At 74.5% G+C, this 21192-nt stretch carries 16 protein-coding genes and 5 pseudogenes; 19 read left to right on the top strand and 2 right to left on the bottom strand.

From position 1 onward, the window contains the following. Positions 1-51 precede the first annotated feature (51 nt). From QQK45_RS17635 to coaBC, 16 genes and pseudogenes are all read left to right on the top strand, one after another. Positions 52-1245 (top strand): annotated as a pseudogene (locus QQK45_RS17635) (MFS transporter); the annotation flags it as partial. After that, positions 1158-1544: an MFS transporter gene (locus QQK45_RS23425; RefSeq protein ID WP_431310349.1), complete on the top strand. Its 387-nt coding sequence runs from the start codon at positions 1158-1160 to the stop codon at positions 1542-1544. The pseudogene QQK45_RS17635 and the gene QQK45_RS23425, both read left to right, overlap by 88 nt. After that, positions 1541-2143 (top strand): annotated as a pseudogene (locus QQK45_RS17640) (aspartate aminotransferase family protein); the annotation flags it as partial. The gene QQK45_RS23425 and the pseudogene QQK45_RS17640, both read left to right, overlap by 4 nt. A gap of 124 nt (positions 2144-2267) precedes the next feature. Next, positions 2268-2987 (top strand): hypothetical protein, encoded by a 720-nt coding sequence (locus QQK45_RS17645; RefSeq protein ID WP_284294363.1) that lies wholly within the window; start codon positions 2268-2270, stop codon positions 2985-2987. Between the two features lie 166 nt (positions 2988-3153). After that, positions 3154-3779 (top strand): annotated as a pseudogene (gene pyrR, locus QQK45_RS17650) (bifunctional pyr operon transcriptional regulator/uracil phosphoribosyltransferase PyrR). Further along, on the top strand, positions 3776-4810 hold the full coding sequence (locus QQK45_RS17655; RefSeq protein WP_284294364.1) for an aspartate carbamoyltransferase catalytic subunit: 1035 nt from the start codon (positions 3776-3778) through the stop codon (positions 4808-4810). Before pyrR ends, QQK45_RS17655 begins: the two are co-directional and overlap by 4 nt. Then, the gene (locus QQK45_RS17660) at positions 4807-6174 is read left to right on the top strand and encodes a dihydroorotase (RefSeq protein ID WP_284294365.1); all 1368 of its coding nucleotides are present in this window, start codon (positions 4807-4809) and stop codon (positions 6172-6174) included. The genes QQK45_RS17655 and QQK45_RS17660 overlap by 4 nt, the downstream gene beginning before the upstream one ends. After that, a complete protein-coding gene (locus QQK45_RS17665; protein WP_284294366.1) occupies positions 6171-6758 on the top strand; it encodes a PH-like domain-containing protein in 588 nt (195 codons plus the stop codon). The genes QQK45_RS17660 and QQK45_RS17665 overlap by 4 nt, the downstream gene beginning before the upstream one ends. Positions 6759-6793: 35 nt before the next feature. After that, entirely contained in the window at positions 6794-7987 is a 1194-nt protein-coding gene (gene carA, locus QQK45_RS17670) for a glutamine-hydrolyzing carbamoyl-phosphate synthase small subunit (protein ID WP_431310350.1), read from the top strand. A 3-nt stretch (positions 7988-7990) separates the two neighbouring features. Further along, positions 7991-11328, top strand: a pseudogene (gene carB / locus QQK45_RS17675) (carbamoyl-phosphate synthase large subunit). 32 nt (positions 11329-11360) lie between these two features. Next, a complete protein-coding gene (gene pyrF, locus QQK45_RS17680; protein WP_284295096.1) occupies positions 11361-12191 on the top strand; it encodes an orotidine-5'-phosphate decarboxylase in 831 nt (276 codons plus the stop codon). A gap of 56 nt (positions 12192-12247) precedes the next feature. Next, the gene (locus QQK45_RS17685) at positions 12248-13033 is read left to right on the top strand and encodes a tyrosine-protein phosphatase (RefSeq protein ID WP_284294367.1); all 786 of its coding nucleotides are present in this window, start codon (positions 12248-12250) and stop codon (positions 13031-13033) included. Between the two features lie 136 nt (positions 13034-13169). Next, positions 13170-13489, top strand: a pseudogene (mihF, locus tag QQK45_RS17690) (integration host factor, actinobacterial type). A gap of 3 nt (positions 13490-13492) precedes the next feature. Further along, complete coding sequence (gene gmk, locus QQK45_RS17695) at positions 13493-14110, top strand: guanylate kinase (RefSeq protein ID WP_284295098.1); 618 nt, start codon at positions 13493-13495, stop codon at positions 14108-14110. A gap of 68 nt (positions 14111-14178) precedes the next feature. Then, complete coding sequence (rpoZ, locus tag QQK45_RS17700; RefSeq protein ID WP_284294368.1) at positions 14179-14481, top strand: DNA-directed RNA polymerase subunit omega; 303 nt, start codon at positions 14179-14181, stop codon at positions 14479-14481. Positions 14482-14509: 28 nt separating this feature from the next. Further along, positions 14510-15718, top strand: a complete 1209-nt coding sequence (gene coaBC / locus QQK45_RS17705) for a bifunctional phosphopantothenoylcysteine decarboxylase/phosphopantothenate--cysteine ligase CoaBC (protein WP_284294369.1) — start codon at positions 14510-14512, stop codon at positions 15716-15718. A 56-nt stretch (positions 15719-15774) separates the two neighbouring features. Here coaBC and QQK45_RS17710 read toward each other — a convergent pair whose 3' ends face one another. Beyond that, positions 15775-16419 carry a 4a-hydroxytetrahydrobiopterin dehydratase gene (locus QQK45_RS17710; RefSeq protein ID WP_284294370.1) on the bottom strand — a complete coding sequence of 215 codons (645 nt, stop codon included), beginning with the start codon at positions 16417-16419 and terminating at the stop codon, positions 15775-15777. Positions 16420-16540: 121 nt separating this feature from the next. Here QQK45_RS17710 and metK point away from each other — a divergent pair, with 121 nt between their 5' ends. From metK to QQK45_RS17725, 3 genes are all read left to right on the top strand, one after another. Beyond that, positions 16541-17770, top strand: a complete 1230-nt coding sequence (gene metK, locus QQK45_RS17715; RefSeq protein WP_284294371.1) for a methionine adenosyltransferase — start codon at positions 16541-16543, stop codon at positions 17768-17770. A gap of 242 nt (positions 17771-18012) precedes the next feature. Further along, entirely contained in the window at positions 18013-19983 is a 1971-nt protein-coding gene (locus QQK45_RS17720; protein WP_284294372.1) for a primosomal protein N' family DNA-binding protein, read from the top strand. Further along, on the top strand, positions 19980-20627 hold the full coding sequence (locus QQK45_RS17725; RefSeq protein WP_284294373.1) for an HAD-IA family hydrolase: 648 nt from the start codon (positions 19980-19982) through the stop codon (positions 20625-20627). Before QQK45_RS17720 ends, QQK45_RS17725 begins: the two co-directional genes overlap by 4 nt. Here QQK45_RS17725 and QQK45_RS17730 read toward each other — a convergent pair. Next, positions 20608-21171 (bottom strand): helix-turn-helix domain-containing protein, encoded by a 564-nt coding sequence (locus QQK45_RS17730; protein WP_284294374.1) that lies wholly within the window; start codon positions 21169-21171, stop codon positions 20608-20610. The genes QQK45_RS17725 and QQK45_RS17730 overlap by 20 nt on opposite strands. Positions 21172-21192: the final 21 nt, after the last annotated feature.

Genomic DNA, 21192 nt, shown 5'->3' on the forward strand with positions numbered 1-21192 from the left:
CGTGGCGTCCGGGGCTCCGGCGTTTTCGCCCTCGCGCCGCCGTCGGGCATCATGCTCCGTGTGCCGACGACGTCACCGCAGCCCCCTCGGACGGACGACCCTCCCGTGGTCCCTGTCCTGCCCCGCCGCGCCGTCGTCGGGTACGCGTCCGGCTCGGTCGGCACCGGGGGCTTCGGGACCTTGCCCGGGCTGGTGCTCGCGTACTACCTGACCGACACGCTCGGCGTCGCGGCCGGACTGGCGAGCCTCGTCGTGACCGTCCCCAAGGTCTGGGACGTGCTTCTCGCGCCCGCGATCGGGGCGGCGTCGGACACGTCCGCCGCGCGGCGCGGGACACGCCGCCCCTTCCTGCTCACCGGTGCCCTCACGCTCCCGTTCCTCTTCGCGGCCGTGTTCGCGGTGCCGGGCACGCTGACCGGCGGGGGCGCGGCCTGGTGGGTCGTCGTCACGTTCCTGCTCGCCGCCACCGCCTACTCCGTGTTCCAGGTCCCCTACATCGCGCTGCCCGCCGAGATCGCGCCCGACTACGCGACCCGCACCCGCCTCGTCGCACCGCGCATCGCCGTGCTCGCCGTCGCGATCCTCGCGTTCGGCGCCGGCGGTCCCGCCCTGCGCGACGCCGCGGGCGGCGGTCGCCCCGGGTACCTCCTGATGGGCATCGTGTGCGGCGTCGTGCTCGGGCTGGGGATGCTGGGCGCATGGTGGGGTGCGCCGCTACGTCAGGCGAGGCTCCCGCGACCCTCCGAGGAAGGGACGGCGGGTCTACCGCGGGCCTGGCGGCCCGTGCCGGCCCCACCACGACCCGCCACCCCTTCCTCTCCGGGTCGCGTCCGCCACGTCGCGTCGCACCTCCGGACCGGGGTCGCTGCGGTACGCGAGGTGGCGGCGTTACGGCGGCTCGTCGGCATGTTCGTGCTGCAGGCGCTGGCGACCGGCGGGATGCTCGCCGGCGCGCAGTACGTCGCGACGTACACGCTCGGGGACGAGAACGACGTGACGTTCCTGTTCGCCGCGCTGGTCGGCCCCGCACTGCTCGTCATGCCGCTCGCGACGCGGGTCGCCGGCAGGGTCGGCAAGCGCCGCGCGCTCGTCGGGGCGACCGTGCTGTTCGCCGCGGCCGCCCTGGCCCTGCTGCCGATGCACTGGGTGCCCGGTCCGTGGGTCTACGGGCCCGTCGCCCTCGCCGGCGTCGCGTACGCCGGCATGCAGCTCTACCCGCTGGCCATGCTGCCCGACGTCGTCGCCGTCGACGCGCGCGAGCGGGGTGCCGAGCGGGCCGGCGTCCTCAGCGGCGTCTGGACCGCGGGGAGACCGCCGGTCTCGCGCTCGGCCCGACGCTCGTCCTCGGCATCCTCGCCGTCACCGGCTTCGTCTCGCACACCGCGACCGAGGCCGTCGCGCAGCCCGCGAGCGCCCGGCTCGGGGTGGTGCTCGCGTTCACGGTGCTGCCTGCGGCGCTCACGCTGCTGAGCCTGGTGCCGTTGTCCCGCTACCCGCTGTCGGCCGCGGTGGTCGACGCTCCCACCGATCAGGAGCACGCATGAGCGACCCTTCGTCGTCCGCTCCGTCCGTCGTCGACGCCGGCGCGGCGTCCGAGGCTCTCGCCGAGCTCCAGCGGCTACGCGCCGAGGACCCGCCGACGCACGGCGGCCGGGTGCTGTCGTACGTCTACGACCCGGGCGACGCGGCCCTCGACGAGCTCGCGGCCGAGGCGGTGCGCCTGTTCCTGCCCGTGAACGGGCTCGACCCGACGACGTTCCGGTCGGTCGCGACCCTGGAGCGCGACCTGGTCGCCCTCGCGCGCGACGTCCTGCACGGCGACGACGACGTGGTGGGCTCGGTGACGTCCGGCGGGACGGAGTCGTGCCTGCTCGCGGCGAAGTCCGCGCGCGACCTGTGGCGCGCAGCCGACCCGGCGCGGGCGGGCGCCCGGGCTCGCCTGGTCGCTCCGACGACGGCGCACCCCGCGTTCCACAAGGCCGCCGCCTACCTGGACCTTGACCTGGTGAACGTGCCGGTCGACCCGGCAACCGGCACGGTGGACCCGGCGCGCCTGCTGGCCGAGGTCGACGACCGGACCGCCCTGGTCGTCGTGAGCGCGCCGTCGTACCCGTTCGGGGTCCTCGACCCCGTGGCCGAGGTGGCGGCGGGCGCCGCGGAGCGCGGCGTCCCGTGCCACGTGGACGCGTGCCTGGGCGGCTGGGTGCTGCCGTGGTGGGACGGCGCGGGGAGCGGACGCCCCCGACTGGGACTTCGCGGTGCCGGGCGTGACGTCGCTGTCCGCGGACCTGCACAAGTACGGCTACGCGCCCAAGGGCGCCTCGGTCGTCCTCTACCGGGGCCAGGAGCGTCACCTCGCGCAGTACTTCGTGACGTCGGCGTGGCCGGGCTACCCGGTCGTCAACCCGACCGTGCTGGGTTCCCGGGCGGCCGGGCCCCTGGCGGCCGCGTGGGCGATCACGCGCGCGCTCGGCACCGCGGGGCTCGCGCGGCTCGTCGCCCGCACCCGGCGCGCGACCCGGGCTCTGGTCGAGGCGGGCGAGCAGATCGAGGGGCTGGGCGTCGTCGGGCGGCCGGACGGGCCGCTCGTCGCGCTCGCCACGGACGACGCCGTGCCGGCGGACCGGCGGGTGGACCCCTTCTTGCTCGTGGACGCCGTGCGGCGGCACGGGTTCCTGCTCCAGGCCCAGCCCGCCCTGACGCAGGACGACGGCACGCGGCTGCCGCGAACGGCGCACCTCACCGTCACGCCCGTGACCGAGCGTGTCGCGGACGAGCTCGTCGAGGCCTTGCGTGCGGGCGCCGACGAGGTGCGCGGGCTGCCGCTGGCCGCGCCCGACCCCGCCCTCGCCCAGCGCGTCCTGGCCGAGGGGCTGCCCGACGACCTCGCCGTCGTCATGGCGACCCTCGAGGCGCTCCCGCCCGAGGTGAAGCACCCCGTGCTCGCCCAGGTCCTGCAGGCGGCGATCGACCCGTCGAGGGCCTGAGGGTCCGTGACGAGCCTCACGGCCACCGGGGCGCGGCCGGGCGGGATCGTGCGCGCCCTCCGGTAGACTGACCGGGGCGCAGGCGCCCTTCACCTGAATACCCACCGACGTTCCTTTAACACCCGTCCGGGAGGCGGGGAAGGAGGTCTTCATGAGTCATGACCTGATGCATGACGGCGCGAGCGCGTCCGCCGTGCCGACCACGGGCACCGTGGTCCTCGGTCCCACCGAGATCCAGCGGGCACTGACCCGCATCGCGCACGAGATCGTCGAGCGCAACAAGGGCACGCGCGACGTCGTGCTCCTCGGGATCCCCACGCGGGGCGTCCCCTCGCGCACCGGCTGGTCGAACGGCTGGCCGCGATCGCCGCCACCGATCCCGAGAGTGCCGCGCCCGGTTCCGATCACATCGCACCGGCGGGCGAGCTCGACGTCACGATGTACCGCGACGACCTGCGCGACCACCCGACCCGCACGATCGGCCGCACGCAGCTTCCCGCGGGCGGCGTGGACGGCAAGGTCGTGGTCCTCGTCGACGACGTCCTGTACTCGGGCCGGACCATCCGTGCCGCACTCGACGCGATCAGCGACCTCGGCCGCCCGCGCGCCGTGCAGCTCGCGACGCTCGTCGACCGGGGCCACCGCGAGCTCCCCATCCGCCCGGACTTCGTCGGCAAGAACCTGCCGACCTCGCACACCGAGCGCGTGCGCGTCCGGCTCGCCGAGCTCGACGGCGAGGACGCGGTCGTCATCCAGCCCGCCGCGACGACCCCGACGGAGGGCCACCGATGAAGCACCTGCTGTCCGCCGCGGACCTGACGCGCGCCGAGGCCGTGCACGTCCTCGACACCGCCGCCGAGATGGCCGCGACGCAGTCCCGCGAGATCAAGAAGCTGCCCACGCTGCGCGGCCGCACCGTCGTGAACCTCTTCTTCGAGGACTCGACGCGCACTCGCATCTCCTTCGAGACGGCGGCCAAGCGCCTGTCGGCCGACGTCATCAACTTCTCCGCCAAGGGCTCGAGCGTGTCCAAGGGCGAGTCCCTCAAGGACACCGCCCTCACGCTCCAGGCCATGGGCGCCGACGCCGTCGTGGTCCGCCACCAGGCCTCGGGTGCGCCGCACCTGCTCGCCCGCGCCGGGTGGCTCGACGCCGCCGTCGTGAACGCGGGGGACGGCACGCACCAGCACCCCACGCAGGCGCTGCTCGACGCGTTCACGCTGCGCCGCCACCTCGCGGGCGACCCGGCCCTGGGCGCGACGTCCGGTGTCGGCGCCGACCTCGACGGCCTGCACGTCGCGATCGTGGGCGACGTCCTGCACTCGCGCGTCGCGCGGTCGAACGTCGCCCTCCTGACGACGCTCGGCGCGCACGTCACGCTCGTCGCGCCGCCGACGCTCGTGCCGGTCGGCGTCGAGACCTGGCCGTGCGAGGTGTCCTACGACCTCGACGCGACGCTCGCCGACGGCAAGCCCGACGCCGTGATGATGCTCCGCGTCCAGCGCGAGCGGATGAGCTCGGCGGGCGGCGGGTTCTTCCCGAGCCCGCTCGAGTACTCGCGCGCCTACGGGCTCGACGCCCGGCGCCTCGCCGTCCTGCCCGAGCACACGATCGTCATGCACCCCGGCCCGATGAACCGCGGCCTCGAGATCTCCGCCGAGGCGGCCGACTCGCCCCGCGCGGTCATCGTCGAGCAGGTCGCGAACGGCGTCGCGGTCCGCATGGCGGTGCTCTACCTGCTGCTCACGGGGCAGCACGACCCACAGTCGGCCCGTGTACCCACGACGACGACCACACACCGGACCGAGGAGGCCCACGCATGAGCCACGCACCGACCAGCACCCAGGCCGCGTCGTACCTCCTGCGCGGGGTGCGGCCGCTCGGGGGCGAGCGGGCGGACGTGCTCCTGCGCGACGGCGTGATCGCCCGTATCGAGCCGCAGCTCCCCGAGGCCGAGGTGCCCCAGGACGCGGTCGTCGTCGACGGCGCCGACCGCGTCGCCCTGCCGGGCCTCGTCGACCTGCACACGCACCTGCGCGAGCCGGGCCGCGAGGACACCGAGACCATCGAGTCCGGCACCCGCGCCGCCGCTGTCGGCGGCTTCACCGCCGTCCACGCGATGGCCAACACGACGCCGGTCGCCGACACGGCGGGCGTCGTCGAGCAGGTCTGGCGGATCGGACGCGACGCCGGCTGGGTCGACGTGCACCCCGTCGGCGCGGTGAGCGTCGGGCTCGCGGGGGAGCAGCTCGCCGAGCTCGGCGCGATGGCCCAGTCCGCGGCGAGGGTCCGGGTCTTCTCCGACGACGGCAAGTGCGTGTGGGATCCCGTCCTGATGCGCCGCGCGCTCGAGTACGTCAAGGCGTTCGACGGCGTCATCGCACAGCACGCGCAGGAGCCGCGCCTGACCGAGGGCGCACAGATGAACGAGGGGATCGTGTCCGCCGAGCTCGGGCTCGCGGGCTGGCCCGCGGTCGCCGAGGAGGCGATCATCGCGCGCGACGTGCTCCTCGCGGAGCACGTGGGCTCGCGCCTGCACGTGTGCCACCTGTCGACGGCCGGGTCCGTCGAGATCATCCGCTGGGCCAAGGGGCGCGGCATCGACGTCACCGCCGAGGTCACGCCGCACCACCTGGTCCTCACCGACGAGGAGGCGCGCGGCTACGACCCGACGTTCAAGGTCAACCCGCCGCTGCGCACCCAGGCCGACGTCGACGCCGTCCGCGAGGGCCTCGCCGACGGGACCATCGACATCGTCGCGACCGACCACGCCCCGCACGCCCGCGAGGACAAGGACTGCGAGTGGGCCGCCGCGGCGTTCGGGATGACCGGGCTCGAGACGGCGCTCAGCGTCGTCCAGGCGACGATGGTCGACACGGGCCGGCTCACCTGGGCGGACGTCGCCCGCGTGATGTCCGCGAACCCGGCACGGATCGGGCGCATCGACACCGGCGAGCTCGCGCAGGGCCGCCCCTTCGCCGTCGGCGAGCCCGCCAACGTCGTGCTCGTCGACCCGGCCGCGCGCCGCGTCGTCGACGGACGCGCGCAGGAGACCGCGAGCGCCAATACCCCGTTCGCGGGGCGCGAGCTCCCGGGCCGCGTGGTCGCGACGTTCCTGCGAGGGCGCCCGACCGTGCTCGACGGTGCGCCCGTCCGGGACGTGGCGACCGTGGGAGGTGCGCGGTGAACCTGCCCCTGCCCGTCGCCGTCGGGATCTGGATCGTCTTCGCGGCCGCGCTGCTCGCGGTCATGTGGTTCGGCTGGCGCGGCCGGTCGCGACGTAGCCGCGCGCTCGTCCCCGCCCTGCCCGCGCGACCGGGCGACGCGGCGCTGGGAGAGGCCCGTACCCAGCCCGTGGACGCGGTGTACGTGTCGAGCACGACCGCGGGAGACTGGCTGGACCGGGTCGCGTCCCACGACCTCGGCTTCCGCTCGAACGCGACCGTCCAGGTCTTCGCGGGAGGCGTGGTCGTCGAGCGCGAGGGCGCCGAGGACGTGTTCGTGCCGGCCGCCGACGTAGTCGAGGCGAAGACGGCGCCCGGGATGGCGGGCAAGTTCGTGGGCAAGGACGGGCTCGTCGTGGTGACGTGGCGGCTGGTCGCGCCCGGCGCCGACGGGCCGGTCACGCTCGACACAGGACTGAGGACCAGGCACGCGGCCGACAGGCCGCTGCTGGTCGACGCGGTCAACGCCCTGCGCCCCCAGGAGGGTGCGGCGGAGGCCTGCGCGCGGGACGACGCCGCGCAGGAGACGACGGAGGAGAAGAAGTGAACGCACCCGCCACCCAGGCCGCGGCTCCCACCGAGCTGCCCGCCGACCTGGGGCCCGACGCCGCGGTGCTCGTCCTCGAGGACGGGCGCACGAGCGTGGGCCGTGCGTACGGCGCCCGCGGGACGACGGTCGGGGAGATCGTCTTCAACACCGGCATGACCGGGTACCAGGAGACGCTGACCGACCCCTCGTACCACCGGCAGATCGTCGTGATGACGGCGCCGCACATCGGGAACACCGGCGTCAACGACGAGGACCCCGAGTCGGGTCGCATCTGGGTCTCCGGGTACGTGGTGCGCGACCCCGCGCGCCGGTACTCGAGCTGGCGTGCGGACCGCTCGCTCGACGAGGAGCTCGCGGCGCAGGGCGTCGTCGGGATCAGCGACGTCGACACGCGCGCGCTGACCCGGCACCTGCGCGAGCTCGGCGTGATGCGCGCGGCGATCTTCTCGGGCGACGACCTCGTCCGGGGTGGGCGCGTGCGCCCGGTCGCGGAGCTCGTCGAGGAGGTGCGGTCCGCCCCGGCGATGGAGGGCGCCGCCCTCGCGGCCGAGGTGTCGGTGAGCGAGGCGTACACGATCGAGCCGCTCGGCGAGCACGCGGGCTCCGAGCCCGTCGCGACGGTCGTCGCGGTGGACCTCGGGATCAAGTCGATGACCCCGCACCGGATGGCCGAGCGGGGGATGCGCGTGCACGTCGTCCCGGCGACCACGACGATCGACGAGATCGAGGCGCTGCACCCCGACGGCGTGTTCTTCTCCAACGGCCCGGGTGACCCGGGTGCCGCCACGACCGAGGTCGAGCTGCTGCGCGCCGTCCTGGACCGGAGGATCCCGTACTTCGGGATCTGCTACGGCAACCAGATCTTCGGCCGGGCCCTCGGCTACGGCACGTACAAGCTCGCGTACGGGCACCGCGGGATCAACCAGCCCGTGATGGACCGCACGACCGGCAAGGTCGAGGTCACGGCCCACAACCACGGCTTCGCCGTCGACGCCCCGCTCGACGGCGAGTCGACCGCCCCGTACGACGGCGGACGGTACGGCCGGGTGCGCGTGTCCCACGTCGGGCTCAACGACCAGGTGGTCGAGGGCCTGCAGGCGCTCGACCTGCCCGCCTTCTCCGTGCAGTACCACCCCGAGGCGGCGGCGGGCCCGCACGACGCGGCGTACCTCTTCGACCGCTTCCTCGACCTCATGAACCAGAGCACGACCGAGCAGGAGGCCTGACCCGTGCCGCGCAGAACCGACATCAAGAGCGTCCTCGTCATCGGCTCGGGTCCCATCGTCATCGGGCAGGCGTGCGAGTTCGACTACTCGGGCACCCAGGCGTGCCGCGTCCTGAAGGAGGAGGGCCTGCGGGTCGTCCTCGTGAACTCGAACCCGGCGACGATCATGACGGACCCGGAGTTCGCCGACGCGACCTACGTCGAGCCGATCACCACCGACGTCCTGACGACGATCATCGCCAAGGAGCGCCCCGACGCGCTCCTCCCGACGCTCGGCGGCCAGACGGCGCTCAACGCGGCCATCGCGCTGCACGAGGCGGGCGTCCTCGAGAAGTACGACGTCGAGCTGATCGGCGCGAACATCCCCGCGATCCAGAAGGGCGAGGACCGCGAGCAGTTCAAGGGCGTCGTCGCCAAGTGCGGGGGCGAGAGCGCCCGCTCGGAGATCATCCACACGATCCCCGAGGCGATCGCCGCGGCCGAGACGCTCGGCTACCCGATAGTCGTCCGCCCGTCGTTCACCATGGGCGGCCTCGGCTCCGGCATCGCGTACGACGAGGACGACCTGCGCCGCATCGTCGGGCAGGGCCTGCACTACTCGCCGACCACCGAGGTGCTCCTCGAGGAGTCGATCCTCGGCTGGAAGGAGTACGAGCTCGAGCTCATGCGCGACAAGCACGACAACGTCGTGGTCGTGTGCTCGATCGAGAACGTCGACCCGGTCGGCGTGCACACGGGCGACTCGATCACGGTCGCGCCCGCGCTGACGCTCACGGACCGCGAGTACCAGAAGCTCCGCGACATCTCGATCGCCGTGATCCGCGAGGTCGGCGTCGACACGGGCGGCTGCAACATCCAGTTCGCCGTCGACCCGGCCACGGGCCGCGTCATCGTCATCGAGATGAACCCGCGGGTGTCCCGGTCGTCCGCGCTCGCGTCCAAGGCGACGGGCTTCCCGATCGCGAAGATCGCCGCGAAGCTCGCCGTGGGCTACACGCTCGACGAGATCCCGAACGACATCACGCAGGTCACGCCGGCGAGCTTCGAGCCGACGCTCGACTACGTCGTCGTCAAGGTCCCGCGGTTCGCGTTCGAGAAGTTCCCGGCCGCCGACCCGACCCTCACGACGACCATGAAGTCCGTCGGCGAGGCCATGGCGCTGGGCCGCAGCTTCACCGAGGCGCTCGGCAAGGCCATGCGGTCCATCGACAAGTCGGGCTCGGTCTTCCACTGGGACGGCGAGCCCGTCTCGGGCGCCGACCTCGACGCGCTGCTCGAGCAGATCGCGCGCCCGACCGAGGGCCGGATCATCGGCGTCCAGCAGGTGCTGCGCGCGGGTGCGACCGTCGAGCAGGTCTTCGACGCCACCAAGATCGACCCGTGGTTCCTCGACCAGATCCAGCTGATCAACGAGGTCGCGGCCGCGGTCGCCGACGCGCCGGCGCTCACGCGTGACGTGCTGGCGCAGGCCAAGCGCCACGGCCTGTCCGACGCACAGGTCGCGCGCCTGCGCAGGCTCGGCCCGGCCGGCGAGGCCACGGTGCGCGAGGTCCGGTACGCGCTCGGCGTCCGCCCGGTCTACAAGACGGTCGACACGTGCGCGGCCGAGTTCGCGGCCCGGACGCCGTACCACTACTCGTCGTACGACGAGGAGACCGAGGTCCAGCCCCGCGAGCGCGAGGCCGTGATCATCCTCGGCTCGGGCCCGAACCGCATCGGCCAGGGCATCGAGTTCGACTACTCGTGCGTGCACGCGACGCTGGCCCTGGCCGACACGTACGAGACCGTGATGGTCAACTGCAACCCCGAGACCGTCTCGACGGACTACGACACGTCCGACCGCCTCTACTTCGAGCCGCTCACGTTCGAGGACGTGCTCGAGGTGTACCAGTCCGAGCTCGCTGCCGGACCGGTCAAGGGCATCATCGTGCAGCTCGGCGGGCAGACGCCCCTGAGCCTCGCGCAGAAGCTCGCCGACGCGGGCCTGCCGATCCTCGGCACGAGCCCCGAGGCCATCGACGCCGCCGAGGACCGCGGCCTGTTCGGCCAGGTCCTCGCCGACGCCGGCCTCCCGGCGCCCGCGTTCGGCACGGCCCGTTCGCTCGAGCGCGCCCGCGAGGTCGCCGAGTCGATCGGCTACCCGGTGCTCGTCCGTCCGTCGTACGTCCTGGGCGGCCGCGGCATGGAGATCGTGTACTCGGGCGAGCAGCTCACCGGCTACGTCGAGCGCGCGCTCGCCGCGGCGAATGAGCAGGCCGCGGGCTCGCTGCCCGCCCCGCTGCTCATCGACCGCTTCCTCGACGACGCGATGGAGATCGACGTCGACGCGCTCTACGACGGCACCGAGATGTTCCTCGGCGGCGTCATGGAGCACATCGAGGAGGCCGGCATCCACTCGGGCGACTCGGCGTGCGTCCTGCCGCCCGTGTCGCTCTCGGCCACCGAGCTCGAGCGGATCCGTCGATCGACCGAGGCGATCGCGAAGGGCGTCGGGGTCCGCGGGCTGCTGAACGTGCAGTACGCGCTCGTCTCGGACGTGCTCTACGTGCTCGAGGCCAACCCGCGCGCCTCGCGCACCGTGCCGTTCGTGTCCAAGGCGACGGGCGTCCCGCTGGCCAAGGCCGCGGCGCGCGTCATGGCGGGGGAGACCATCGCCGACCTGCGGGCCGAGGGGCTGCTGCCCTCCGACCGTGATGGCGCGACGATCGACCTCACGGACCCGATCGCCGTCAAGGAGGCCGTGCTGCCGTTCAAGCGGTTCCGCACCGCCGACGGCGTGGCGGTGGACACCGTGCTCGGCCCGGAGATGCGTTCGACCGGTGAGGTCATGGGCTTCGACGCGGACTTCCCGACGGCGTTCGCGAAGTCCCAGTCGGCCGCGTTCGGCGGGCTGCCCGAGTCGGGGCGCGTGTTCGTCTCGGTGGCCGACCGTGACAAGCGGTCGATCGTCCTGCCGATCAAGCGCCTGACCGAGCTCGGCTTCGAGGTGCTCGCCACCGAGGGCACCGCGGTCGTGCTGCGGCGCAGCGGGATCCCGGCCACCGTGGTGCGCAAGTACTCCCAGGGCCGCGGGGCCGACGGCGAGCCGACGATCGTCGACCTCATCACCGAGGGCGAGGTCGACATGGTCGTCAACACCCCGAACGGCCAGGGGCGCGCGCCGACGGTTACGAGATCCGAGCCGCGACGACCGCCGCGGACAAGCCGATCGTTACGACCGTCCAGCAGCTCTCGGCCGCGGTGCAGGGCATCGAGGCGCAGCTCGCCGGACCGTTCGCCGTCGGGAGCCTGCAGGAGCACCTGGCCGAGCGCGCCGCGCGTCGGGCGGGGGCATCCGCGTGACGGCCCCCTTCGGGGCACGGCTCGCCGCGGCCATGGACGACCACGGTCCGCTGTGCGTCGGGATCGACCCGCACGCGAGCCTCCTCGACGCCTGGGGCCTGCCCGACGACGCCACGGGCGTGCGGGAGTTCGGGCTCCGGGTCGTCGAGGCGGTCGGTGGGCGGGTGGCCGCGGTCAAGCCGCAGGCGGCGTTCTTCGAGCGGCACGGCTCGCGCGGGGTCGCGGCCCTCGAGGACGTGATCGCGGCCGCGCAGGCGGCCGGGACGCTCGTCGTCGTCGACGCCAAGCGGGGCGACATCGGTTCGACCATGGACGCGTACGCCGAGGCGTTCCTGCGTGACGGCTCCCCGCTCGCGGGGGACGCGTTGACGGTCTCGCCCTACCTCGGGTTCGGGTCGCTCGCGCCGGCGGTCGACCTCGCCCTGTCGTCGGGTCGGGGGCTGTTCGTCCTGTGCCTGACCTCCAACAAGGAGGGGCACGAGGTGCAGCACGCGCGCACGCTCACGGCGGAGGGCTGGCCGAGCGGGCCGAGCGTCGCCGCGGCGATGGCCGCCCACGCCGCCGCCCTCAACGCCGACGCCGACCCGATGGGGTCGATCGGGCTCGTCGTCGGGACCACCGTCGGCGACGCCGCGGAGCGGACCGGCACCGACCTGACCACGGTCAACGGCCCTCTGCTTGCCCCGGGCGTCGGGGCTCAGGGCGGGGGCCCCGCCGAGCTCACCGCCGTCTTCGGCACGGCCCGCGGCCAGGTGCTCGCGTCCTCCTCGCGCGGCGTGCTGCGCGCGGGACCCGACGTCGCGTCGCTGCGCCGGGCGGCCGACGAGGCCGTCACCGACGCCCGGGCGGCCCTCCGGGACTGACGCTCCGGTCCCCGGAGACCTCGCGGTACCGGCGCCTGACCTGCCAGGATGGCCGGATGGAGATCTCCGGGACCTGGAACGTGCGGGACGTCGGCGGCAGGGCGGTTCCGCAGGGGAGCAGCACGCCGCTCCGGGAGGGCGTCCTGGTCCGCACCGCGAGCCTGTCGCGCCTCGACGACGCCGGCCGCTCGGCGCTGTCGTCCCTCGGCGTCACGACCGTCGTCGACCTGCGAGGCGTCGACGAGGTCGAGCGGGACGGGGCCGACGCCGTCGGGCCGGGGATCGACGTCCTGCACCGCGCCATGGACCCCTCGGCGGCGATGTCGGCCGGCGAGGCCGGCGCGCCGGGGTCGCCGAGCGCCGACACGCAGGCGCTGGTGGGGCGACTGCTCGGTGCCGACCGCCCCGCCGACCTGGCCCGGTCGATGATGCTCGCGGTCTACGCGTCGTTCGTCACGGACGGGGCCGTGCGCGCCGCGGTGGGCCGGGCGCTCACGGACCTCGCGCGCACGGACGGGGCCGCCGTCGTGCACTGCTCGGCAGGCAAGGACCGTACCGGCTGGCTCGTCGCGCTCGTGCAGTACCTGTGCGGCGTCGACGACGACGCGCGGCTGGCGGAGTACCTCCTCAGCGCCCGCGCCGCCGAGGTGATGATGGCGCGCATCCCGCCGATCCCCGGTCTCGGCGCCGACGTGCTCGAGCCGTTCGTGTCCGTCGAGGACGACTACCTGCTCTCCGCGTGGGACCTCGCCGCGCGCGAGCACGGCAGCGTCGACGCGTACGTGGAGGCCTGCGGGCTGGCGTCCGCGGACCGTGACGCGCTCGTCGCGCGCCTCGTGTGACCGTCCGGGCAGGTCAGGGAACACCTGTGGGTTCCGCGTGTCACGGCGTGGACCGATTGCACGGGTCGTGGCGCCTCGCTACGTTCGAGGTGTGCAGTTGCCGTCCGGCATCCCCACCACTCGAAGGGCGACCACCGTGGCACTCCCGAACCTCACCCCAGAACAGCGCGCTGCCGCACTCGAGAAGGCGGCGGCGGCCCGGCGTGCCCGCGCCGAGGTGAAGAACCGGCTCAAGTACTCCCAGGGCTCGCTCTCCGAGGTGATCCAGCAGGGGCAGACCGACGACGTGATCGGGAAGCTCAAGGTGGTCTCCTCCTCGAGTCGCTGCCCGGCGTCGGCAAGGTCAAGGCGCGTGCGATCATGGAGGAGATCGGGATCGCCGAGACACGCCGGGTCCGCGGGCTCGGCCCGCACCAGGCGAAGGCCCTGATCGAGAGGTTCGACTCGAAGGGCTGAACGATCACACGCACCGACTCCGCCGCGTCCCCGGCGCGACTCACCGTCCTGGCCGGTCCGACTGCCGTCGGCAAGGGCACCGTGTCCGCCGACGTACGCGCCCGGTACCCGGAGATCTGGCTCTCGGTGTCCGCGACGACGCGGCCCCCGCGGCCCGGCGAGGTCGACGGCGTCCACTACGTGTTCCTCACGGAGGAGCAGTTCGACCGCATGGCGGAGGACGGCGAGCTGCTGGAGTGGGCCGTCGTGCACGGCCGTCACCGCTACGGCACGCCGCGGCGCCCGGTGCTGGACCGCCTCGCGGTGGGGCAGCCCGTCCTGCTCGAGATCGACCTGCAGGGCGCGCGGCAGGTGCGGGCTTCGATGCCCGACGCGCGGTTCGTGTTCCTCGCGCCGCCGAGCTGGGACGAGCTCGTGCGCCGGCTGGTGGGCCGGGGCACCGAGGACGCGGAGGAGCGTGAGCGTCGTCTGGGCACCGCGCGCGTGGAGCTCGCGGCCGAGCCCGAGTTCGACCACACGATCGTCAACGACGAGGTGCACCGGGCCACCGACGAGCTGGTCTCCGTGATGGGTCTGGCCCCGCACGACCTGGACCGTCCCGCGGGCGCGGTCACCGCCTGACCCGCCTCGCGCGCCCGACCCCGTAGAATGGGGTAGATCCCCTTCCACCTTCTCGAACTGGAGCCTCCGTGTCCGGAACCGTTGCCAAGCCCGAGGGCATCACCGACCCGCCGATCGACGACCTGCTCGACCGTGCGGACTCGAAGTACGCGCTCGTGATCTACGGCGCGCGTCGCGCCCGCCAGATCAACTCGTACTACGCCCAGCTCAACGAGGGCCTGCTGGAGAACGTCGGCCCGCTCGTCGAGACGCGTCCGCAGGAGAAGCCGCTGTCGATCGCGCTGCGCGAGATCAACGCCGGCCTGCTCACCATGACGGAGCGCGAGGACGTCGAGGGCGCGGCGGACGACGCCGCAGAGCCCCAGCTCTGACCGCCTGAGCCGATCGGGGTCAGCTGCCATGCGCGTCGTCCTCGGGGTCGCGGGCGGGGTTGCCGCCTACAAGGCGGTCCTGCTGCTGCGCCTGCTGCGTGAGGCGGGCCACGCCGTCCGCGTGATCCCCACCGCGGCAGCACTCCGCTTCGTGGGTGCGCCCACCTGGGAGGCGCTGTCGGGTGAGCCCGTCAGCACGGACGTGTTTGACGACGTCCCGGGCGTCGCGCACGTCGCTCTCGGGCAGTCGGCCGACCTCGTGGTCGTCGCGCCCGCTACGGCAGACCTGCTGGCCCGCGCGGCGACGGGTCAGGCCGACGACCTCCTGACCGCGACCTTGCTGGTGACGCGCGCGCCGGTGGTGCTCGCGCCCGCGATGCACACCGAGATGTGGGAGCACCCCGCCACGGTCGCGAACGTCGCGACGCTGCGTGCCCGCGGCGTCCACGTGATCGAGCCCGCGTCGGGCCGGCTCACGGGTGCCGACAGCGGCCCGGGCCGGCTCCCGGAGCCCGACGAGATCGCCCGGGTCGCGCTCGACGTCGCCTCGCGCGGCGCGCATCCGCGCGACCTCGCCGGACGGCGGGTCGTCGTGTCGGCCGGAGGAACGCGCGAGGCCATCGACCCGGTCCGGTTCATCGGCAACTCGTCGAGCGGCAAGCAGGGCGTGGCGCTCGCACGGGCCGCGGTGGCCCGCGGCGCCGACGTCGTGCTCGTCGGCGCCAACCTCGCCCAGCCGCCGTCGGGCGTCGGCACGTTCGTCTCCGTCGTCTCGACCGCCGAGCTGCGCGACGCGGTCCGGTCGGCGGCGCAGGAGGCCGACGTCGTCGTGATGGCCGCGGCCGTCGCCGACTTCCGACCCGTCCACGTGCCCGACGCGAAGATCAAGAAGGTGGCCGGCCAGGCGCCCGCCCCCATCGAGCTCGTGGAGAACCCCGACATCCTGCGTGAGCTCGCGACCGAGCGGCTGCGCCCCGGTCAGGTCGTCGTCGGCTTCGCAGCCGAGACGGGCGACGCCGACGGGGACGTCCTGACCCACGGCCGTGCCAAGGCTCGGCGCAAGGGCGCCGACCTCGTCGTCGTGAACGCCGTCGGCGGGGGCAGGGCCTTCGGCACGGACGAGAACGACGTGACCATCGTCGACGGTGCCGGCGAGGTGGTCGAGACCGCTTCTGGCTCCAAGGAGCTCGTGGCCGACGTCGTGTGGGACGCGGTCGTCAAGCGCCTCACGCGCTGAGGTCCTTTCCGCCGAGGCTGCCGTTGCGGTCGGGTTCGTGGGTGGGCACGGTCTGGTCAGTCGCGGTGCTGCCAGGTGCACAGGCACGACCGGTTGCCCTCGGGGTCGGTGAGCACCCAGAACGCCGGCGCCGCGGCGTCGTCGACCGTACCGCCAGCGGCGAGCGCCGCGTCGATCCGCGGCTGCACCTGCGCCGGCGGGACCCACACGTCGAGGTGCCAGCGCTGGCGCGGCTCGTCCGACCCGGAGCGCTGGAACCACACGAGCGGCTGGGCGCCCGCCGGGTCGCGTACCTCGTCGTCCGTCCCAGGCCGGGGCTCGTACGCCAGGAACGCGCTCCAGAAGGGCAGGACCCGCGCGTGGTCGGGGGAGTCGAGGGCGAGCTCGACCCGAGACACGTCGGCGTCGTCGGGGGCGAGCCCCTGCGTGGCCGCGTCCCCGGTCACCCGGCGTGCGAGGTCGACGTCCCTCGCGGTGAGTCCGCCGGCGTCATGGCTCGTGAGGGCCACGTCGACGTGCGTGTAGCGCAGGTCGACGTCGGGGTGGTGGTTGGCCTCGTCCGCGAGCGCCCCGACGGCGTCGACGAGCGCGAGGCCGGTCGCGAAGTCGGGGGTTGCGAACCGTGTGACGAGGACGCCGCCGAGATTGGCCCAGCCGGTGAGCGCGGCGTCGTCGACCTGCTGTCCGGTGAGTGTCGTCATCGGTCCATCGTGGCGCCGGGCGCCCACGCACGCACCTGCGGCCCGTCGCGCCGTCTCGGAGGTTGGACTCACCCGTGGACATCCCCGTGCTCCGCGCCGCCACGCCTGTACGCTGGCGCGCATGAGCACCGACCTGTCCGGCATGCGCCTGTTCACCTCCGAGTCGGTGACGGAGGGCCACCCGGACAAGGTCTGCGACCAGATCTCCGACGCCATCCTCGACGCGATGCTCGCGCAGGACCCGGCAGCGCGCGTGGCCGTCGAGACGCTCGTGACGACGGGCCTCGTGCAGGTGGCCGGCGAGGTGACCACGACGGCGTACGTCGAGATCCCGCAGATCGTCCGTGAGGTCGTCCGGGGGATCGGGTACACGTCGTCGGACATCGGCTTCGACGGGGACTCGTGCGGCGTGTCGGTGTCGATCGGTCAGCAGTCGCCGGACATCGCGCAGGGCGTGGACAAGTCCGAGGAGGAGCGCGACGACTCGTCGGGCCCGTCGATCACGCGTGACCCGCTCGACGTGCAGGGTGCGGGCGACCAGGGGCTCATGTTCGGGTACGCGTGCGACGACACGGCGACGCTCATGCCGCTGCCGGTCTTCCTGGCGCACCGGCTCGCTGAGCGGCTCGCGGCGGTCCGCAAGGACGGCACGGTCCCGGGCCTGCGTCCGGACGGCAAGACGCAGGTCACGATCGCGTACGACGGCGACCGGCCCGTGGGCATCGACACGGTCGTGGTCTCGGCGCAGCACGACGAGAAGACGATCCAGACGGAGCTGCGCGAGCAGGTGCGCGAGAGCGTGATCGAGCCGGTCCTCGCGGCGCTCGAGCTGCCTGACGGCGCGAGCCTCGAAGGCCCGCGCCAGGTGTTCGTGAACCCGACGGGCAAGTTCGAGATCGGCGGCCCCAAGGGCGACGCCGGGCTGACGGGCCGCAAGATCATCGTCGACACGTACGGCGGCATGGCGCGCCACGGCGGCGGGGCGTTCTCGGGCAAGGACCCGTCGAAGGTGGACCGGTCGGCGGCGTACGCGATGCGCTGGGTCGCGAAGAACGTCGTGGCCGCGGGGCTCGCACGGCGCTGCGAGGTGCAGGTCGCGTACGCGATCGGGCGCGCGCACCCGGTGGGCCTGTACGTCGAGACGTTCGGCACGGAGGCCGTGCCGGTCGACCGCATCCAGGCCGCGATCCGTGAGGTGTTCGACCTGCGGCCGGCGGCGATCATCGCGGACCTCGACCTGCTGCGCCCGATCTACCGGCAGACGGCCGCCTACGGGCACTTCGGGCGCGAGCTCGACGGGCTCACGTGGGAGCGCACCGACCGCGTCGACGCGCTGCGCGCCGCCGTCTGAACCGGCGACCCGCCCCGCCTGTGCACGCGGCGCCCCGGGGTGGGCGCGGCGTGCTGGGATAGGGCCATGGGAGCAGAACCGGCCGAGCAGCTCGCGCTGCCGGGCCTCGAGACGGCCGGCGCCCCCGCAAGGCTCGGCGTCCGCGCGCCGCCGAGGGTGGCATCCCGCTCGCCGCCGACCTCCCCGTCGCCCGGGTCGCGCTCGAGCTGCCGCCCGCGCACCTGGACCGGACGTTCGACTACGTGGTCCCCGCGGACGCCGCCGAGACCGCTCGGCCGGGCGTCCGCGTGAAGGTGCGGTTCGGCGCGCAGGACGTGGGCGGGTTCCTCGTGGACCGGGCCGCGTCGTCGGAGCACGGTGACCGTCTGGTCCCGCTGCGCCGGGTCGTCTCGCCCGAGCCGGTGCTCACGCCTGCGGTCCTGCGGCTCGCCCGGGCGGTGGCCGACCGCTACGCCGGCACGCTCGCGGACGTCCTGCGGCTCGCGGTGCCGCCGCGCCACGCGCGCACCGAGCAGGCCACCCACGCAGGCCCGACAACCGACTCGCTGCCCCCGCTCGCGGAGGCGCCGGGGGAGTGGCGGCCCTATCGAGGTGGTGTCGCCCTGCTCCGCCATCTCGCGGCCGGCGGTGCCCCGCGCGCCGCCTGGACCGCGCTGCCGGGGCCCGACCCGCTCGTCGACACCGGCGCCCACTGGGCCGCCGCGCTGGCGGAGGCCGTCCGGGTGGCGGTCGGGGCCGGACGCGGGGCGCTCGTCGTCCTGCCCGACGCACGGGACGTCGCACGCCTGTCCCGCGCGCTCGAGGCGCGCGGGCTGCCTCCCTGGGTGCCCGCCACCGGGGGACGGGTCGCACACCTGACCGCCGAGGACGGCCCGTCGGCACGCTACGCCCAGTTCCTCGCGGTGCTCCGGGGCGACGTGCCGGTCGCGATCGGCACCCGCGCGGCGGCGTTCGCGCCGGTCCACGACCTCGGGCTCGTCGTGTGCTGGGACGACACCGCCGACACGCACGCCGAGCCGCGCGCCCCGTACCCGCACACGCGCGAGGTGCTCGCGCTGCGGGCGGAGCTCGAGCGGTGCGCGTTCGTCGTGGGGTCGCACGCCCGGACCACCGCGACCCAGGCCCTCGTGGCGCGTGGGTGGGCCAAGGACGTCGTCGCGCCGCGCGCCGTCGTGCGGGAGCGGACGCCGCGCGTGCGGGCGCTCACGTCGGTCGAGCTCGCGAAGGAGGGCCCGGGTGCCGCGGCACGCCTGCCCGCCCCGGCGCTGCACGCCGTCCGCCAGGCGCTCGAGTCCGGGCCGGTGCTCGTCCAGGTGCCCCGCAGCGGGTACGTGCCCGTGGTCGCGTGCGGGCGCTGCAGGACGCCGGCCCGCTGCGCCACCTGCCACGGACCGCTCGGGCTCACGGGCGGGCGTTCCGACCCGCAGTGCCGTTGGTGCGGGCGGCTCGCCGTCGACTGGACGTGCGCCGAGTGCGGGGGCCACGGCCTCCGCGCCACCGCGGTCGGTTCGGGGCGGACGGCCGAGGAGCTCGGTCGCGCGTTCCCCGGGGTCACCGTCCGGGTGTCCGGGGCGGCGACCGGCGTCCTCGACACGGTGCCCGCCCGCCGCGCGATCGTGGTCGCCACGCCCGGCGCGGAGCCGGTGGCCCCCGGCGGCTTCGTGTGCGCGCTCCTGCTCGACGCCGCGGCGAGCACCGCCGGCCGCGGCCTCGGGGTCGCGCAGGACGCGCTCGCCCGGTGGCTGGCCGCCGCCTCGCTCGTGCGCCGGGCTCCCGACGGCGGCCAGGTGCTGCTCGTCGGCGACGCGGCTCCCGCACCCACGGGGGCGCTCGTGCGGTGGGACCCGGTGGGGCTGGCCGCCCGCGAGCTCGAGGAGGTCACCGAGCTCGGCCTCCCGCCCGCCGTGCGCATGGCGTCCGTGGAGGGCGAGCGGACCGCGGTGTCCGCCGTCGTCGGGCGCGTAGCCCTCGCGACGGGCGACGCCGTCCTGGGGCCGGTCACGCTGGAACCCGCGCCGTCGTCGCGTGGGGGGCGGAGCTCCGACGACGCCTTGGTCCTCCCCGGCAGCGAGCCCGTCCGGGTGCTCGTCCGCGTGCCCTGGGAGCAGGGTCGAGAGCTCGCCCGCCAGCTCGCCGCGTCGCTCGCCGTGCGCAGCGCCCGGCGCGAGGGCGGCGACGTCCGTGTCCGCCTCGACCCGAGGGAGATCGTGTGACGTCCGAAGCCGCCGCCGGAGGCGGCCGCCCGCCCGTCGAGGCCGTCCTGTTCGACCTGGGGAACGTGCTGGTCCGGTGGGACCCGCACGGGGCCTTCCGTGGCGTGACGTCCCGCGACGACGTCGAGCGGTTCTTCGCCGACGTCGACTTCCCCGACCTCAACCGGCGCGCCGACGCCGGCCTGTCCTGGACGGACGTCCGCGCGGAGGTCGCGGCGTCGCACCCGGCGCACGCGCCGCTCGTCGACACGTACGTCGCACGGTTCGCGGCGACACTTGCCGGACCGGTGCCGGGCAGCGAGGCCATCGTCCGCGAGCTGGGAGCGCTGGGCCTGCGCCTCTTCGGGCTCACGAACTGGTCCGCCGAGACCTACCCGCACGGGCCGAGGGCCGCGCCCGCCATCGACCTCCTTGCGGACGTGCTGGTCTCCGGCCAGGAGGGTCTGGTCAAGCCGGACCCGGCGATCTTCGAGCTCGCGGCCGAGCGGTTCGGGCTCGACCCGGCACGCACGGTGTTCGTCGACGACGCCCCGGCGAACGTCGCCGCGGCCGCCCGGTCGGGCTTCGTGGCGGTGCGGTTCACGACAGCCGACGCTCTGCGTGGCGCGCTGCGCGGGCTGGGACTCAGGCTCGCGGCGTCGTGATGACCAGGACGGCGGTCGCGCCGTCGGGTCCCGCCGCGTAGGAGTGCGGGACGTCGCTGGTCCAGGCGACGTGCTGCCCGACCGGTGCGTCGTGCACCTCGTCGCCGTCCGGAGCGTGGCGCACGACGCGGAAGCGACCCCGTGTGGTCACGAGGTGCTCGACGACGCCGGGGGCATGCGCGGGGGAGCGGCGGGACACGCCGGCGTCGTGCTCCAGCGTGTAGACCTCGACGGTCGTGCCGTCCACCTCCGTCCGGACGTCGAGCAGGCGGCTGCGGGCGCCCTCGCCGTCGACGACGCTTCCGGGCACGTCGCCGAGCAGGTCGGCGAGCGGGACGCGAAGCGGCCCGGCGAGCGCGTAGAGGCTCGCGAGCGTCGGGTTGCGCCGGCCCGCCTCCAGCTCGGACAGCAGCCCCTTCCCGACGCCGGCCCGTGCCGCGAGCGCGGAGAGCGACAGTCCCCGCGCCTCGCGGAGCTGCCGGATCCGCCGGCCCACGTGGAGCGCCACGTCGTCGCTCGGGTTCGGGTGCTGGTGCGTTGCCACCGCCTCAGACTATCGTTCCGT

Origin of the sequence: Luteimicrobium album, from assembly GCF_030161555.1 — a bacterium.
Lineage (GTDB): Bacteria > Actinomycetota > Actinomycetes > Actinomycetales > Cellulomonadaceae > Luteimicrobium > Luteimicrobium album.

Excerpts from the sequence above, each read along its gene's own strand:
- QQK45_RS17660 (WP_284294365.1), top strand. The coding sequence starts at position 4,807 with ATGAGCCACGCACCGACCAGCACCCAGGCCGCGTCGTACCTCCTGCGC.
- pyrF (WP_284295096.1), top strand. The coding sequence starts at position 11,361 with ATGGACGACCACGGTCCGCTGTGCGTCGGGATCGACCCGCACGCGAGC.
- metK (WP_284294371.1), top strand. The coding sequence starts at position 16,541 with ATGAGCACCGACCTGTCCGGCATGCGCCTGTTCACCTCCGAGTCGGTG.
- coaBC (WP_284294369.1), top strand. The coding sequence starts at position 14,510 with ATGCGCGTCGTCCTCGGGGTCGCGGGCGGGGTTGCCGCCTACAAGGCG.
- QQK45_RS17655 (WP_284294364.1), top strand. The coding sequence starts at position 3,776 with ATGAAGCACCTGCTGTCCGCCGCGGACCTGACGCGCGCCGAGGCCGTG.
- QQK45_RS17710 (WP_284294370.1), bottom strand. The coding sequence starts at position 16,419 with ATGACGACACTCACCGGACAGCAGGTCGACGACGCCGCGCTCACCGGC.
- QQK45_RS17685 (WP_284294367.1), top strand. The coding sequence starts at position 12,248 with ATGGAGATCTCCGGGACCTGGAACGTGCGGGACGTCGGCGGCAGGGCG.